The following is a 14,290-nucleotide window of genomic DNA, read 5'->3' as shown; positions in this document are numbered from 1 at the left end:
TTCAAGCTTCTTGAACATGTACGTTTAACAGTGCCGTGACGTCATGGTGCAACTTCACGGGCACTTTTGTGAAACCGAGCGCTTTGATTGGATGTTCAAGTTCGATTTTACGCTTATCGATCTTGTAGCCCATCCCTTTGAGCGCTTCACCGATCTGTTTGCTCGTTACCGAGCCGAAGACACGGCCGCCTTCGCCTGATTTCGTCTTGACGACGATTGTCTCTTTTTCAAGCTTGTCTTTCAACTGTTGCGCGGCTTTCAGCTCTTCTTCGGCTGCTTCCTCGGCACGGCGTTCTTTCGCTTGAAACGCCTTCAAGTTGCCTGGTGTCGCCTCGACTGCCAAGTTTTGCTTGAAGAGTACGTTTTTTGCGTAAGCATCGGCGACGTTTTTCACGTCCCCTGCCTGTCCTTGACCTTTAACATCTACTTTTAAAATGACTTTCATTCCGATTCCTCTCCCTCGTTTTCATCTGTCGTGTAATGATCGATCGCTTCTTTTAAAAGCTGCTTCGCCTCGTCGCGACCCACGTTCAACTGCGTGGCCGCGTTCGTCAAGTGGCCGCCTCCGTCGAGCATCTCCATGATGACTTGAACGTTGACGTCACCGAGCGAACGGGCACTGATTCCGGTCCGACCGTCTGGCAAGATGGCGATGACGAACGACGCCTTGACGCCTTCCATGTTCAGGAGTTGGTCCGCCGATTGGGCGATCAACACTTGATGATGGGCCTCGTCGTCTGAAGCGACCGCGATTGCCATACCGCCTGCATAAATGTCGGTATTCTCTAGAATATGCGACTGTTCGATATAAGAATCGAGGTCTTGCCGCATGAAATGTTGGACGAGCACGGTGTCCGCTCCTTGAATCCGGAGGAATGAAGCGGCATCAAACGTCCGCGACCCGGTCCGGAGCGTGAACCCTTTCGTATCGACCATGATTCCGGCAAGGAGCGACGTCGCCTCTAAAATCGACAGTTTGCGGGTACCCGCTTGATATTCAATCAACTCTGTCACGAGTTCACACGTCGACGACGCGTAAGGTTCCATGTAGACGAGCACCGGGTCCTCGATAAACTCTTCGCCACGACGATGATGGTCGATGACGACGACTCGTTCGGCCCGGTCTAAAAGATCCCGTGAGATGACGAGTGAGGGACGATGCGTGTCGACGATGACGAGAAGTGTCTGGTCATCGATGAGCGGTTGCGCCTCAAACTCCGTCAAAAAGCGGCTGTACAAGTCTTCATCATTCTCGACTTCATGGACGAGCCGTTGAATCCCGACACTCGTCTCGCCGGCCGGGATGACGACGTACGCCTCACGACCGACAAACTCAGCGAGCTTCATGATTCCAATCGATGCGCCGAGCGAATCCATATCCGGGTTTTTATGTCCCATGATGAGGACACGGCTCGACTCTCGAATCAAATCACGCATCGAGTTCGAGATGACGCGGGCACGTACCCGCGTCCGTTTCTCGGTCGGATTCGTCTTGCCGCCGAAGAAGCGGACTTTTCCGTTATGACGTTTGACGACGACTTGGTCACCGCCGCGTCCGAGCCCTAAATCGAGGCTCGATTGGGACAAGTTGCCGAGTTCGGTCAGCGTCGTCTCGCCGCAGCCGATACCGATCGAGAGCGTGAGCGGAATTTTATGTTCCTTCGTCGCTTCCCGTACCTCATCAAGAATCGAGAAGCGATTGTTCTCGAGTTCCGAGAGCGTTCGTTCGTTCATGACGAGGAAAAACCGGTCGGCAGCCGTCCGCCGCATATAAATGTGATATTTTTGCGCCCACTGGTTCAAGAGAACGGTCACACGGCGGTTGATTTCGCTGCGGACCTGTTCATCGACGGCAGTCGACATCTCATCGTAGTTGTCTAAGTAGAGGACGCCGATCACTGTCTGCGTTTCAGAGTACTTCTGTTCAATCTCCGCCTCGTCCGTCATATCGAACAAGTACAGCGTTTGATATTCCTTATTGTACAGGACACGGTATACACGGTCCCCGACTTCAATCGTCGCCTCGTCCTCTTCCTCCTCGATCAACTCCGTAAAGGCCGAATGAATCGAGTCGATCGAGATGCCCAGTTCCATCTCAAGTTCAAAGATGAGTCGGGACTGTTCATTGAACCAACTGATGCGCCGGGTCTCATCGAATATTAGAATCCCGATCGGCATACTCGTGAGCGCTTCTTTGCCGACATCCTCAATCCGATGTGAGAGCGAGTGGACATAACGTTCCCACGCTTTGCGTTCTCGCCGGATCGTCACTTGCTGATACGTGAAGAAGATCAGCGTGCCCACGAACAGGGTGATTGCCGCCACAATGCTGTAGAACGCCAATCCTAACGAAACGAGCATTCCAATCACATACGGAATCGCGTAACGTGCGTATTGGTTCTTCACTGATGTTATTGCTTCACCACTGTGCATGTGTGCCTCCTAAAATGAGTGCCGAGCACTCATGATGTCTAAATGGTTTCTGCTCTATCATACCATATCTGCCGGTTTCACTTACACTCCTACGTGGAGACAGAAAACAAAAAAACGACTTACCCCAAAGGATAAGCCGTGTGTCAAACATTACTCTGCAACGTATGGAAGCAAAGCCATTTGACGTGAACGCTTGATAGCGACAGTAAGTGGACGTTGGTATTTCGCTGAAGTACCGGTCACACGACGTGGAAGAATTTTCCCACGCTCTGAAACGAAGCGCTTGAGCAATTCTACGTCTTTATAATCGATATGAGTGATGTTGTTCGACGTAAAGAAACATACTTTACGACGACGACGACCTCCTGGACGACGTGCCATGTGAAGACCTCCTTTATTAGTTTAGTTTCGAATCGACGCGATCAAAATGGTAGATCGTCATCCGATAAGTCGATTTTGCCGCCACCCGAGAACGGATCTGCTTCAAAACCTTTGTTTGAAGATTGGTTTGAAGATTGGTTTGAGGACTGAGATGAAGTCGAAGAAGCGGCTGCGCCCCATCCTGATCCACTTGACTCACCACCACCGAAAACATCTCCCGCTGGTGCTGTATCACGTTGCGCTGAGGCACCGCGTGGTTCAAGGAAGCGTACGCTATCTGCTACGACTTCTGCCCGGTAACGACGTTGGCCATCTTGACCCTCGTAACTACTGATTTGAAGGCGACCGTCTACGCCGGCCATGCTGCCTTTTTTCAAATATTGCGCCACGTTCTCTGCTTGTTTGCGCCAAACGACACAATCAATAAAGTCCGCCTCACGCTTCCCATCTTGTCCAGTAAATGGACGATCGCAAGCGAGAGTGAAGCGAGTTACGGCGATTCCGCTCTGCGTATAACGCATTTCTGGATCGCGTGTCAATCGACCAACTAACACAACTCGGTTAATCATCTCAAAGCTCCCCTTTCACAATATGAAGCGTCAAGAATCAACGCTCATCTTTAGTTGTCATTTGACGGACAACGTCATCAGAGATCTTCATGAGACGCTCTGTTTCTTGGATCGCTTTAGGTTCAGCAGTGATGCTAAGAAGAACATAGTATCCTTCGCGCATTTTGTTGATCTCGTAAGCGAAACGACGTTTACCCATATCTGTTGTTTTTTCAACAGTACCTCCGTTTTCAGTGATGACGTTGTTAAAACGTTCAACCAACGCTTTTTTAGCTTCCTCATCAACTGATGGACGGATAATGTAAAGTAGTTCATATTTACGCATTATCTTTCACCTCCTCTTGGACTAGCGGCTCCTACCGGTTGCAGGAGCAAGGAGCAAACAATTGTTTTACTCACGTCATAATATACTATCAAACTTATTCGCATTTTACAATACGTTTCAAGGAAATGTCTTAAACGTTGAAGCGGAACGTGACTACGTCGCCATCTTCGAACACATATTCTTTACCTTCTGAACGCAACTTGCCTTGCTCTTTGACGAGCGTCATGTTGCCGGCAGCCGACAAGTCTTCGTACGAGACGACTTCTGCCCGGATGAATCCGCGCTCAAAATCCGAATGGATGACGCCGGCACACTGAGGAGCCTTCATCCCTTGTTTGAACGTCCAAGCACGGACTTCTTTCTCACCTGCCGTGAAGTATGTGGCGAGACCTAGCGTCGAGTACGCGGCATGGATCAGCTGATCGAGGCCAGACTCTTCAATCCCGAGGTCTTGTAAGAACTCAAGGCGCTCTTCTGGCTCAAGCTCAGAAATTTCTTCCTCGATGCGCGCGCAGATGACGATCACTTTCGCATCTTCCGTCGCGGCGTGTTCACGTACGGCTTGCACGTACTTGTTGTTGTCCGAGTCTGCGACTTCGTCTTCGCTCACGTTCGCGACGTAAAGCATCGGTTTCATCGTCAACAGTTGGAAGTGTTTGACGATCGCGAGTTGGTCTTCCGTCAATTCGGCTACACGGGCCGGGCGCTCTGATTCGAGGACCGCTTGAACGATCTCGAGTGCTTCAAGTTCTTGGGCGGCCCCTTTATCTTTTGACTTCACCATTTTTTGAACGCGCGTGATGCGCTTGTCGACAAGTTCGAGGTCCGCCAAGATGAGCTCGAGGTTGATTGTCGTGATGTCATCGATCGGCGATACTTTACCGGCGACGTGGGTGATGTTGTCATCTTCAAAACAACGGACGACTTGGCAAATCGCGTCCACTTCACGGATGTTGGCTAGGAACTTGTTCCCGAGCCCTTCTCCTTTTGATGCTCCTTTGACGATTCCAGCGATATCTGTAAATTCGAACGCTGTCGGTACCGTCTTCTTCGGTTTGACGAGTTCCGTCAACCGGTCCAAACGCGCGTCCGGTACTTCGACGACTCCGACGTTCGGGTCGATTGTAGCAAACGGATAGTTGGCCGCTTCTACACCTGCTTGCGTGATGGCGTTAAATAATGTCGATTTCCCGACGTTCGGTAACCCGACGATTCCTGCTGTTAATCCCACTTATATTTCCTCCTCATCCGGTGTTTCCCGGGAAATGTTGATCCGTCTGTGGAGTGGGTACGTTCAGTACACCACACCGTCACATCCTTCACAATTATAGATAGTCCTCGATTAAACCGCAACTCACGGTTGCAACATAGAGAAGAACGCCACTTATTCAGCGGCGTTCTCTTGTTTAAGCACTTTTTTCAAACGTTTGTCAAAGTCACGTCGCGGCATTAAGACGCTCGCTCCGCAGCCTTGACATTTGATTCGGATGTCCATCCCGACCCGTGTGACTTGCCAACGGTTCGTCTGACAAGCGTGCGGTTTCTTCATCTCTACAAAATCGTTTAACTCATACGATTTAGCCTGCATTTTCGGGCGCTCCTTTAGTCGAAGTCGTTGGAGGCATCATGACCGTGCGTGGATATGGAATTTCAATCCCGCGCTCATCAAGTCCGGCCTTCAACTCTTTATGCAAAATCCGGCCTGCCGCGAAATGTTGCGTCGGCGGCACTTCGGCCATGAGACGGTACACGACTTCCGACGGTCCAAGCGACTGCACGCCGGCGAGTGTGATCGGTTCGATGAACAGATCGTGATACTTTGCCTCGACCGCTTTCGCGATTTCTTTCAGCGCCTTTTCGACCCCTTCTACCTCTTCCTCATAAGCGACCCCGATATCGACGACAGCGACGCTGTTCTCAAGCGAGTAGTTCGTCACTTGCATGATTTGACCGTTCGGAATGATCGTCACTTGTCCGTTCAATCCTTTAAGTTTCGTCGTCCGGATGCCGACTTCGATGACGGTCCCGTCGACTTGTTGGTTCAAGTTCACATAGTCCCCGTTCTTGTACTGGTTCTCAAAAATAATGAACGCGCCTGTGATGACGTCTTTGACCAAGTTTTGGGCACCGAACGAGATGGCGAGACCGGCTACCCCGGCCGATGCGATCAAACCGGCGATATTGACCCCGAACTGGCCGAGCACGGTCAAAATCATAATGAGCCCGAACACATACCGGATCGTGTTTTGCGCCAATTTCAGCAACGTTTCATTTTGCCGTTGTGCCACGATGTTGTCTTCATGGATTTTACGTAACGTGAACACACGCTGAACCATCGACGTCAAAATTCTTGTCGCGACGTAGAGCGCTACGATGATGAGTACGACCCCAGTCAATTTAATACCGAGGGCAATCCACATCTCGGTATCTTGGAAGTATGCGACGAAACGGTTGACGTTTTCTATCGTCTGGTCGGCTACCGTTGTCAAATCAGTTGTTTCTGTATTCTGTGAAGCCATGTTGTCACCTCTAAAGTCATATATTCTAACCCATCAAACCATAATTGATGACTTTTCTCAAACCCTACATCCGGACGTTATAAGTTTCCTTGTTCCGGGAATGGGTTAATACGATATCCTTCCGCAAATGCAACTAGATCACAAACAGCTTAGAAGAGAGGATGAGATTCATGCCGTTTCGCCTAAAACCTCATAAACCATACTCTTTCTTCATCGAACATACTGAACGGAGTGGATCCAAACTTTTTGCTGACCAGCTTCACGAACAGTTGGCGAGCGAGACACACCGTCCGATCGTTCTCGTCTGCATCGGATCCGACCGTTCGACCGGAGATTCGCTCGGTCCCCTCGTCGGTACGTTTCTCGAGGAAAAAATGGTTCGGAACTTGCACGTCTACGGAACACTCACGAAACCGGTCCACGCATTAAACCTAGTAGAAACGCTCCATGAGATTCAGACACGCTTTCACCGTCCGCTCATCATCGCCATCGATGCCTGCCTCGGCCGCTTATCGAGCGTCGGTTACGTCTTCTTCTCGGAAGGCCCGCTCGCACCGGGCGCTGGCGTTCAAAAAGAACTCCCCTCGGTCGGCGAATACAACATCAAGGCGGTCGTCAACGTGAGCGGCTTCATGGAGATGATGATTCTACAAAACACGCGTCTCCACCTCGTTTACGAACTGGCGCGCTTCGTCACCGCCGGATTCGTCGAATTCGATTCGCGAATCGGAAACATCCACCATGAAGAGGCTGCGTTCACAAGACTTCGTCAATCACGTGACGAATCAAAATCTTGAGGTGACAACAGCGTCAACAAATGTTCCAAGTCTTCCTGCGAAAAATATTTCAACTCGAGGACGCCGCCTTTTCGACGTGACCGAATCGAGACATCCATTTGAAGACGTTCCGCAAGCACGGCCTCGACGGCTTCGACGTCGGCGTCTGAGCGTTTGAGCGTCTTTTTTTCTGTGCGCTCTTTTTGCAAATGGCGCTCGAGCCGGCGGACCGTCCACTGCTCAGCAATGACACGTCGCGCGATTTGTTCCATCGCCGCCTCCGACTTCATGCCGGTGATGGCACGGGCATGACCCATCGTCAGTTCTCCGACCATGACCGCGTGTTGGACCGCGCTCGGCAGTCTCAGGAGCCGGAGGCTGTTCGTCACATGGCTCCGGCTCTTCCCGACACGTGCGGCGAGCTGTTGTTGCGTCAGCCCTAATGTCTGCATGAGTTGCTCATAGGCGAGCGCTTCTTCGATCGCGTTCAAATCAGCCCGTTGGATGTTCTCGATTAGCGCGAGCTCCATGACCCGATCCGAGTCGGCCGTAACGACGAGCGCCGGAATGTCTTCCTTCCCGGCAAGCCGCGCCGCCTGATAGCGCCGCTCCCCAGCAATGATCTCATAATAGCCGCTCGCCTTACGGACGACGATGGGCTGTAAGACACCGTACCGTTCAATCGATTGTCGCAGCTCTTCTAGCTTCTCGGCTTCGAATTGCTTCCTTGGTTGGTTCGGGTTGGGACGGATAAATTTGAGTGCTAACTTTTCCATCGTGACGCCTCCTTGTTCATGAATTATAAAAAAAGCACGAGCTCACTTTTGTGGCCGCGCTTTTGGGATTCGGATTCGAATTTCAACAAACTCTTCTTCATCGACTTCTTCGGTTTGAACTTCGATACCGGTTTTCCCGATCAAATCAATCGAGTCACGGATCGTGTTGATCGCGATTCGAGTGTCTCGGGCAAAACTTTTCGTCCGCCGGCGTTGCTTCTTCGGTTTCCGTTTTTCTTCTTCAATCGGTGTCGTCAAGAACGCGACACGCTGTTCCGTCTCTTTGACATTATAGTCTTCTTCAAGGATCTCCGTGAGTACTTGAATTTGCAGCAACTCTTCTTTGAGCGGCAAGAGCGCCCGGGCATGTCGTTCGTTGATTTGACGGTCACGTAAACATTGTTTGACGTCGTTCGGCAGCTTCAAGAGGCGTAACTTGTTCGCGATTGTCGACTGGCTCTTACCAAGGCTCTTCGCGAGCGCGTCTTGCGTCAACTGTTTCATCGACAACAACCGGTCATACGCTTCCGCTTCTTCAATCGGGCTAAGCTGTTCGCGTTGTAAGTTTTCGATGAGCGCCAAGGCGGCCGTTGTATCGTCATCCATGTCACGGACGATAGCCGGAATGACGGACCATCCTAACGATTTGACCGCACGAAAACGACGCTCCCCAGCGATGATCTCATAGCGGTCCCCTTCCGCCTTACGAACAACGATCGGCTGAAGCAATCCGTGCTCTTCGATCGTGACGGCCAACTCTTCAATCTTAGCCGGTTCAAATACTTTACGCGGTTGATAACGGTTTGGAAGAAGTAATGCTAAAGCGATTTCTTGGACCGTGTCGTTCGGTTTAACTTGCGTCATTTCCGTGACGGCCACTTCTTGACGACTTCCGAACAGTTTAGCAAATGTTTTCTTCAACGTCGGCACCCCTTTATGTAAAAAATAAGCAGATTCCACCACTGGAATCTGCTTTTAGTTTCACGTGAAACAAGAATACTCAGATTAGCGGCTCTTTCGCCGGCGTTCCCGCTTTACGCGGATATTTCCCGGGCGTTTTACGTAATTTATCTACAATTACGATATTACGCTCACTCATCTCTCCTGGCAATAGGAACTGGTGTGTCGCTTTTACTTTCCCACCGAGCACCGCCAAGGCATTCTTCGCGTCCACAAGTTCGTCGGAAACTTTCGCGGCTTTGAGCGCCACGAACGTTCCGCCGACTTTTGCGAGCGGTAGACAGTACTCGGCGAGCACCGTCATCCGCGCGACGGCACGGGCCGTCACGACATCAAATTGCTCACGGAATTTTTTATTTTTCCCGAACTCTTCGGCGCGTCCATGGTGGAACGCGACGCCATCTAGCTCGAGAGCGAGGGCGAGTTCGTTCAAGAACGTGATGCGCTTGTTGAGCGAATCGACAATCGTCACATGTAAGTGCGGGAACAAGATTTTGAGCGGTAAGCTCGGGAATCCTGCCCCGGCGCCGACGTCACATACCGTCTCGACGGCCGTGAAGTCGAAATGAAACGCAGCGCTCAGCGAATCGTAGAAATGCTTCAAATAGACTTCTTCTTTATCCGTGATTGCCGTCAAATTCATCTTCTCGTTCCATTCGACGAGCATCTCGAAATACCGTTCGAACTGGGCGAGTTGTTTCTCGCTCAGTTCGAACCCTTCTGCCTGTAAGGCTTCAATAAATTGGGATTGATTCATCGTTTCACTCCACCGTTGCGTATTGTCCCTGCTCGATATAGACAAGAAGAATCGATACGTCGGCCGGGTTCACCCCGGAAATACGTGACGCTTGTCCAATCGAGAGCGGACGAACTTGTTTCAATTTTTGTTGCGCTTCCGTCGCAAGACCACTGATCGCGTCATAGTCGAGCTTCTCAGGGATGCGCTTCTCTTCCATACGACGCATTTTTTCGACTTGCTCGAGCTGTTTCGAGATGTATCCTTCATATTTCACTTGAATCTCGACTTGTTCAGCCACTTCGAACGGCACTTCGACCGGAGCCGGTGCAAACCGCGTCAGCGTCGCGTACGTCACTTCGGGCCGCTTCAACAAGATGTTGGCATGTGCTGCTTCTTTGAGCGGGTTCGCCCCGACTTCTTCCAAAATCGCATTCACTTCAGCCGACGGTTTGATCACGAGCGACTGGAGCCGCTTCACTTCCGCAGCGATGGCTGTACGTTTGTCTTCAAGATTTGCATGGCGCTCAGCCGACAACAAACCGACTTCGTGTCCGATGTCGCTGAGGCGAAGATCGGCGTTATCGTGGCGAAGGAGCAAGCGATATTCGGCACGTGACGTCAGCAGACGGTAAGGTTCGTTCGTCCCTTTCGTCACTAGGTCGTCGATCAAGACACCGATATACGCTTGCGACCGGTCCAAGATGACCGGGTCTTTCCCGAGCACTTTGCAGGCGGCGTTCATACCGGCCATGATACCTTGCCCGGCTGCCTCCTCGTATCCGCTCGTCCCGTTGATCTGCCCAGCCGTGAATAGACCGCTGACCGTCTTCGTTTCGAGTGTCGGCCAAAGTTGCGTCGGTACGACCGCGTCGTATTCGATCGCGTAACCGGGGCGCATCATCTCTGAGTTCTCAAGACCCGGGATCGTCCGGAGCATCTGGTGCTGGACGTCTTCCGGCATGCTCGTCGAGAAGCCTTGGACGTAGATTTCTTCCGTGTCGCGGCCTTCTGGCTCGAGGAAGATTTGATGACGCGGCTTGTCGTTGAAACGAACGACTTTATCTTCGATCGACGGACAGTAGCGTGGCCCTGTCCCTTTGATCGCGCCCGAATACATCGGCGAACGATGTAAGTTCTCGTCGATCAACTGGTGCGTCCGCTCGCTCGTATACGTGAGCCAGCACGGGATCTGTTCGATCGGATTGAGGTCGGTCGACGTGTAAGAGAAGAGCGACGGGTTCTCGTCCCCCGGCTGAATCTCCGTTTTTGAATAATCGATCGTCTTCCCGTCGATTCGCGGCGGCGTACCCGTCTTGAAACGAACAAGTTCAAGCCCGAGTTCTTCGAGATGCTTCGACAGCTCGACAGAAGGCATTTGGTTGTTCGGACCGCTCTCATAAGACAGTTCTCCGATGATGATCTGTCCGCGCATGAACGTACCGGTCGTGACGATGACCGCGTTCGCCCGATACTCCGAGCCTGTGTTCGTGATGACGCCGCGCACTTGCCCGTCTTCGACGATGAGTCGCTCGACGAGTGCTTGACGAAGCAACAGGTTCGGCTCGTCTTCAAGCACTTTCTTCATGTGATTTTGATATTGGAATTTGTCCGCTTGCGCCCGTAACGCACGCACCGCTGGACCTTTTGATGTGTTGAGCATTTTCATTTGAATATATGTCGCGTCAATCGCTTTCGCCATCTCGCCTCCGAGGGCATCGATTTCACGAACGACGATCCCTTTAGCGGGACCTCCGATCGACGGATTGCAATACATAAACCCGACCATGTCCGGGTTCATCGTGAGCATCGCTGTCTTCGCGCCCATGCGCGCCGACGCAAGTGCCGCTTCGATCCCCGCGTGACCGGCTCCGATGACGATGACGTCAAACTCGCCTGCCGTGTAAGCCATAGTGTTTCCTCCTTCTTATTTCCCAAGACAAAACTGTGAAAACAGTTGATCGATCAAACTTTCCTGGACCGTGTCCCCATTGATTTCCCCGAGCGTATCCCACGCCCGACGTAAATCAATTTGGACCATGTCAATCGGCATGTTCATGCCGGCGCTACCGAGCGCCTCATCGATTTGCTCGATCGTCCGTTTAATGAGTTGAATGTGTCGTGCGTTCGAGATATATGTCATATCTTGCGACTCGACGCCTTTGGCGAAGAACAAGTTCGAAATCGCCTTTTCAAGCGCATCGATCCCTTCTTCCAATAATAGCGATGTAGCCACAATCGGGCGCCCTGCCGCTAATTTCTCTAGCTTAGAAGAATCCATGTTTTGTGGCAAGTCCGTCTTGTTGATGATGATAATCGCATTCATGCCGGCAATCGCCTCGAATAGCGCCTCATCTTCGACCGTCAAGCCCTCATGACCGTTCAAGACGAGCAAGATGAGATCGGCGCCCGCAAGCGCCTTCCGCGATTTTTCAACACCGATCCGTTCGACGATGTCTTCCGTCTCGCGAATCCCGGCCGTATCGATCAGCTTGAGCGGAACGCCTTTGACGTTCACGTACTCTTCGATCGTGTCGCGCGTCGTTCCCGCGATTTCCGTGACGATCGCCTTCGTTTCCTGGACGAGCGTGTTCAACAGCGAGGACTTGCCGACGTTCGGCCGTCCGATGATCGCTGTCGCGAGACCTTCGCGCAAAATCTTTCCTTGGCGAGCCGTTTCGAGCAGTTGTTCGAGCACACGTTTCACTTCGCCCGCCTTCTCTTCAACGATCGCTTGCGTCATCTCTTCAGCATCGTACTCTGGGTAATCGATATTGACCTCGACGGCTGCGATCGTTTCAAGCAACAGTTGACGCAAATCGCGGACGAGCCGCGACAAACGACCTTCCATCTGTGACATCGCCACGGTCATGGCGCGGTCGGTCTTCGCCCGAATCAAATCCATGACCGCTTCCGCTTGTGACAAGTCGATGCGGCCATTCAAAAAGGCGCGCTTCGTGAACTCGCCTGGTTCTGCCAATCGAATGTTCGGTTGTTCGAGGATCAGCTCGAGGACACGATTGACCGCGACGATTCCTCCGTGACAGTTGATTTCGACGACGTCTTCTCGCGTGAACGTCTTCGGCGCCCGCATGACGCTGACCATCACTTCATCGATGACCTCGTCTGTGCCAGGCCGTTTCAGTTTTCCGTAATGAATCGTGTGCGAGTCCACTTCCGTCAAGTCTTTGCCCGCGAACACGTTCGCCGTCGTCTCGACAGCCTTGTCACCGGACAAACGGACGATTCCGATTGCCCCTTCACCCATCGGCGTCGAAATGGCTGTAATCGTGTCAAACTCTAGCATAATCTTCCCCTCCCATACTTCAAACATCTTTATCTATCATATGCATAACGCACCTACTATACACGATATTTAGCTCGAACGAAAGGGTCCGACCTTTACGTTACAAGTTGCTTTTTCAGTTTTTACTTTTGTACAATAGCGGAATATATTTCCAAAGGAGGCACGACGGAATGAGACAACTTGAGGCCATTTCTAAACTGACGGACGTGTTACAGCAAGACGAAGCCGTTCAAGCGATTTTTCTTAAAGGATCGTTTGGACGCGGGGAAGGCGATGAGCATTCGGACGTCGACCTTTATGTCATGGTCGCCCCGGAGAAGGTCGCTGACTTTTTAAGCCGACGGCGCCAGCACTTGTCGGCGTACCGTCCAATCTTGCTCGAAGACGACATCGACATCGTCGCCCCGCAACTGATTGTCGTCTACGATGACTTCTTACATGTCGACTTGTTCACCGTCACGTCGGAGACGTTGAACGGGTACGACGAAATTATGGTGCTGTTCGACCCCAGCAACCGGCTTGAACATCATCCCCGTTCGCTCACCTTGGCTACAGATGACTTATACGGGCACGCCTTCGATGCGATTTGGTTTTTCTTTCAATATACGAAAGCACGCGACCGCGGAAACGACATTTGGGCCGTCGAGATGTTGCGCCAAGGGATGAACCATTTCGCCTACGTCCTTGCAGCCCATTACGAGCCGCATCGTAGCGTCCTCGGGTTGAAAGACGTGGCTGCACGCGCCCGCATTGATTTGCGTGCGTGGTATGAGTCGTTGACCCCGACAAAACATGCCACGGCAGCGCGACTGTACGTCGCTCGCCTAGAGGAGGAACGTCGATTTTTGGAGACGATCGAAGGGTTCGCAACAATCCGACCGTTTCTCATAAATTTGCTGCAACGCGAAAAGAGCCGCCTGTGAAATCAGGCGGCTCTTCATTCATCCATGCTGGCTTCTTGCAGACCGAAGCGTGAAATAGAGTACTAATTCGATGAGACCGACGGCAATTAAAAAGCCGCCGAACAATTGAAACAAGACGAGTAAGCTGTCGAACGGGTTCGCCAGCATGAGTAGCCCGATCCCGATCCACAACAAGCTGCTCAATAGAAAGAACATCCACCGACTCGCAATCGTCTTGCGAAAACCAACGGCTTGAATGAGCCGGATGAGCCCGCCAAACAAGAACAAGAAACCGATGAAGAGCGGCAAGAGGCTGGCTAACGTTTCAGCGAAGAAAAAGACGATCAAGGCAATCAAGATATAGACGATCCCCATAAAGAAGGATGGCGGCAAACCATCTTTTCGTTGGCGAAGACCTTGGAACAACACCCAAAGACCGAGTACAGCAAAATAACCGGCGACGAGATAAACGATGACGTCAAAGAAAAAGCGCGGATTAAATAAAATCAGTAACCCGATCAACAAATAAATACCGGCTTGGACTAACGTCGAACGCTCAAGCCGTTTAATCAGCGTCTCCATTAGGAATGCTCCCTTCTTGATTCA

At 51.7% G+C, this 14,290-nt stretch carries 16 protein-coding genes; 2 read left to right on the top strand and 14 right to left on the bottom strand.

The features are described 5' to 3' along the window. Position 1 precedes the first annotated feature (1 nt). The 8 genes from rplI to BJU60_RS13590 form a co-directional block, all read right to left on the bottom strand. Entirely contained in the window at positions 2-445 is a 444-nt protein-coding gene (gene rplI, locus BJU60_RS13625; RefSeq protein ID WP_070329344.1) for a 50S ribosomal protein L9, read from the bottom strand. After that, complete coding sequence (locus BJU60_RS13620; RefSeq protein ID WP_070329343.1) at positions 442-2,433, bottom strand: DHH family phosphoesterase; 1,992 nt, start codon at positions 2,431-2,433, stop codon at positions 442-444. Before BJU60_RS13620 ends, rplI begins: the two co-directional genes overlap by 4 nt. Before the next feature lie 150 nt (positions 2,434-2,583). After that, positions 2,584-2,814: a 30S ribosomal protein S18 gene (rpsR, locus tag BJU60_RS13615; RefSeq protein WP_015880232.1), complete on the bottom strand. Its 231-nt coding sequence runs from the start codon at positions 2,812-2,814 to the stop codon at positions 2,584-2,586. Between the two features lie 41 nt (positions 2,815-2,855). Beyond that, the gene (ssb, locus tag BJU60_RS13610) at positions 2,856-3,383 is read right to left on the bottom strand and encodes a single-stranded DNA-binding protein (RefSeq protein WP_070329342.1); all 528 of its coding nucleotides are present in this window, start codon (positions 3,381-3,383) and stop codon (positions 2,856-2,858) included. 37 nt (positions 3,384-3,420) lie between these two features. Continuing rightward, positions 3,421-3,708 (bottom strand): 30S ribosomal protein S6, encoded by a 288-nt coding sequence (gene rpsF, locus BJU60_RS13605; protein WP_016509090.1) that lies wholly within the window; start codon positions 3,706-3,708, stop codon positions 3,421-3,423. A 130-nt stretch (positions 3,709-3,838) separates the two neighbouring features. Then, positions 3,839-4,939 (bottom strand): redox-regulated ATPase YchF, encoded by a 1,101-nt coding sequence (gene ychF, locus BJU60_RS13600; RefSeq protein ID WP_070329341.1) that lies wholly within the window; start codon positions 4,937-4,939, stop codon positions 3,839-3,841. A gap of 153 nt (positions 4,940-5,092) precedes the next feature. Next, positions 5,093-5,296: a DUF951 domain-containing protein gene (locus BJU60_RS13595; RefSeq protein WP_016509068.1), complete on the bottom strand. Its 204-nt coding sequence runs from the start codon at positions 5,294-5,296 to the stop codon at positions 5,093-5,095. Further along, positions 5,286-6,227 carry a mechanosensitive ion channel family protein gene (locus BJU60_RS13590; protein ID WP_070329340.1) on the bottom strand — a complete coding sequence of 314 codons (942 nt, stop codon included), beginning with the start codon at positions 6,225-6,227 and terminating at the stop codon, positions 5,286-5,288. Before BJU60_RS13590 ends, BJU60_RS13595 begins: the two co-directional genes overlap by 11 nt. Before the next feature lie 170 nt (positions 6,228-6,397). On the opposite strand from BJU60_RS13590, the gene yyaC reads away from it, so the two are divergent. Continuing rightward, positions 6,398-7,024 carry a spore protease YyaC gene (gene yyaC / locus BJU60_RS13585; protein ID WP_070329339.1) on the top strand — a complete coding sequence of 209 codons (627 nt, stop codon included), beginning with the start codon at positions 6,398-6,400 and terminating at the stop codon, positions 7,022-7,024. Here yyaC and BJU60_RS13580 read toward each other — a convergent pair. The 5 genes from BJU60_RS13580 to mnmE all read right to left on the bottom strand — a co-directional run bounded on the left by BJU60_RS13580 (position 6,997) and on the right by mnmE (position 12,782). Then, positions 6,997-7,779 carry a ParB/RepB/Spo0J family partition protein gene (locus BJU60_RS13580; protein WP_070329338.1) on the bottom strand — a complete coding sequence of 261 codons (783 nt, stop codon included), beginning with the start codon at positions 7,777-7,779 and terminating at the stop codon, positions 6,997-6,999. The two genes, yyaC and BJU60_RS13580, sit on opposite strands and share 28 nt — an antisense overlap. A 42-nt stretch (positions 7,780-7,821) precedes the next feature. Further along, positions 7,822-8,700 (bottom strand): nucleoid occlusion protein, encoded by an 879-nt coding sequence (gene noc, locus BJU60_RS13575; RefSeq protein WP_070329337.1) that lies wholly within the window; start codon positions 8,698-8,700, stop codon positions 7,822-7,824. A 79-nt stretch (positions 8,701-8,779) separates the two neighbouring features. Beyond that, positions 8,780-9,496, bottom strand: a complete 717-nt coding sequence (rsmG, locus tag BJU60_RS13570; RefSeq protein ID WP_070329336.1) for a 16S rRNA (guanine(527)-N(7))-methyltransferase RsmG — start codon at positions 9,494-9,496, stop codon at positions 8,780-8,782. A gap of 4 nt (positions 9,497-9,500) precedes the next feature. Further along, positions 9,501-11,387 (bottom strand): tRNA uridine-5-carboxymethylaminomethyl(34) synthesis enzyme MnmG, encoded by a 1,887-nt coding sequence (gene mnmG / locus BJU60_RS13565; RefSeq protein ID WP_016509084.1) that lies wholly within the window; start codon positions 11,385-11,387, stop codon positions 9,501-9,503. Between the two features lie 15 nt (positions 11,388-11,402). Further along, on the bottom strand, positions 11,403-12,782 hold the full coding sequence (gene mnmE, locus BJU60_RS13560; RefSeq protein ID WP_070329335.1) for a tRNA uridine-5-carboxymethylaminomethyl(34) synthesis GTPase MnmE: 1,380 nt from the start codon (positions 12,780-12,782) through the stop codon (positions 11,403-11,405). Positions 12,783-12,952: 170 nt separating this feature from the next. Here mnmE and BJU60_RS13555 point away from each other — a divergent pair, with 170 nt between their 5' ends. Next, positions 12,953-13,705 (top strand): nucleotidyltransferase domain-containing protein, encoded by a 753-nt coding sequence (locus tag BJU60_RS13555; RefSeq protein WP_070329334.1) that lies wholly within the window; start codon positions 12,953-12,955, stop codon positions 13,703-13,705. An 18-nt stretch (positions 13,706-13,723) separates the two neighbouring features. On the opposite strand, the gene BJU60_RS13550 is transcribed toward BJU60_RS13555, so the two are convergent. Next, on the bottom strand, positions 13,724-14,266 hold the full coding sequence (locus BJU60_RS13550) for an HdeD family acid-resistance protein (protein ID WP_070329333.1): 543 nt from the start codon (positions 14,264-14,266) through the stop codon (positions 13,724-13,726). Between the last annotated feature and the right edge of the window lie 24 nt (positions 14,267-14,290).

The sequence above is a fragment of the Exiguobacterium aurantiacum genome (genome assembly GCF_001766415.1).
Taxonomy (GTDB): Bacteria; Bacillota; Bacilli; order Exiguobacteriales; family Exiguobacteriaceae; genus Exiguobacterium; species Exiguobacterium aurantiacum_A.
Note: the sequence above shows the minus strand (reverse complement) of the source record. Positions and strands in the feature narration are given on the sequence as shown.

Excerpts from the sequence above, each read along its gene's own strand:
- BJU60_RS13555 (WP_070329334.1), top strand. The coding sequence starts at position 12,953 with ATGAGACAACTTGAGGCCATTTCTAAACTGACGGACGTGTTACAGCAA.
- rsmG (WP_070329336.1), bottom strand. The coding sequence starts at position 9,496 with ATGAATCAATCCCAATTTATTGAAGCCTTACAGGCAGAAGGGTTCGAA.
- rpsF (WP_016509090.1), bottom strand. The coding sequence starts at position 3,708 with ATGCGTAAATATGAACTACTTTACATTATCCGTCCATCAGTTGATGAG.
- ssb (WP_070329342.1), bottom strand. The coding sequence starts at position 3,383 with ATGATTAACCGAGTTGTGTTAGTTGGTCGATTGACACGCGATCCAGAA.
- BJU60_RS13595 (WP_016509068.1), bottom strand. The coding sequence starts at position 5,296 with ATGCAGGCTAAATCGTATGAGTTAAACGATTTTGTAGAGATGAAGAAA.
- rpsR (WP_015880232.1), bottom strand. The coding sequence starts at position 2,814 with ATGGCACGTCGTCCAGGAGGTCGTCGTCGTCGTAAAGTATGTTTCTTT.
- BJU60_RS13550 (WP_070329333.1), bottom strand. The coding sequence starts at position 14,266 with ATGGAGACGCTGATTAAACGGCTTGAGCGTTCGACGTTAGTCCAAGCC.
- rplI (WP_070329344.1), bottom strand. The coding sequence starts at position 445 with ATGAAAGTCATTTTAAAAGTAGATGTTAAAGGTCAAGGACAGGCAGGG.
- mnmE (WP_070329335.1), bottom strand. The coding sequence starts at position 12,782 with ATGCTAGAGTTTGACACGATTACAGCCATTTCGACGCCGATGGGTGAA.
- BJU60_RS13620 (WP_070329343.1), bottom strand. The coding sequence starts at position 2,433 with ATGCACAGTGGTGAAGCAATAACATCAGTGAAGAACCAATACGCACGT.
- mnmG (WP_016509084.1), bottom strand. The coding sequence starts at position 11,387 with ATGGCTTACACGGCAGGCGAGTTTGACGTCATCGTCATCGGAGCCGGT.
- yyaC (WP_070329339.1), top strand. The coding sequence starts at position 6,398 with ATGCCGTTTCGCCTAAAACCTCATAAACCATACTCTTTCTTCATCGAA.
- BJU60_RS13590 (WP_070329340.1), bottom strand. The coding sequence starts at position 6,227 with ATGGCTTCACAGAATACAGAAACAACTGATTTGACAACGGTAGCCGAC.
- BJU60_RS13580 (WP_070329338.1), bottom strand. The coding sequence starts at position 7,779 with ATGGAAAAGTTAGCACTCAAATTTATCCGTCCCAACCCGAACCAACCA.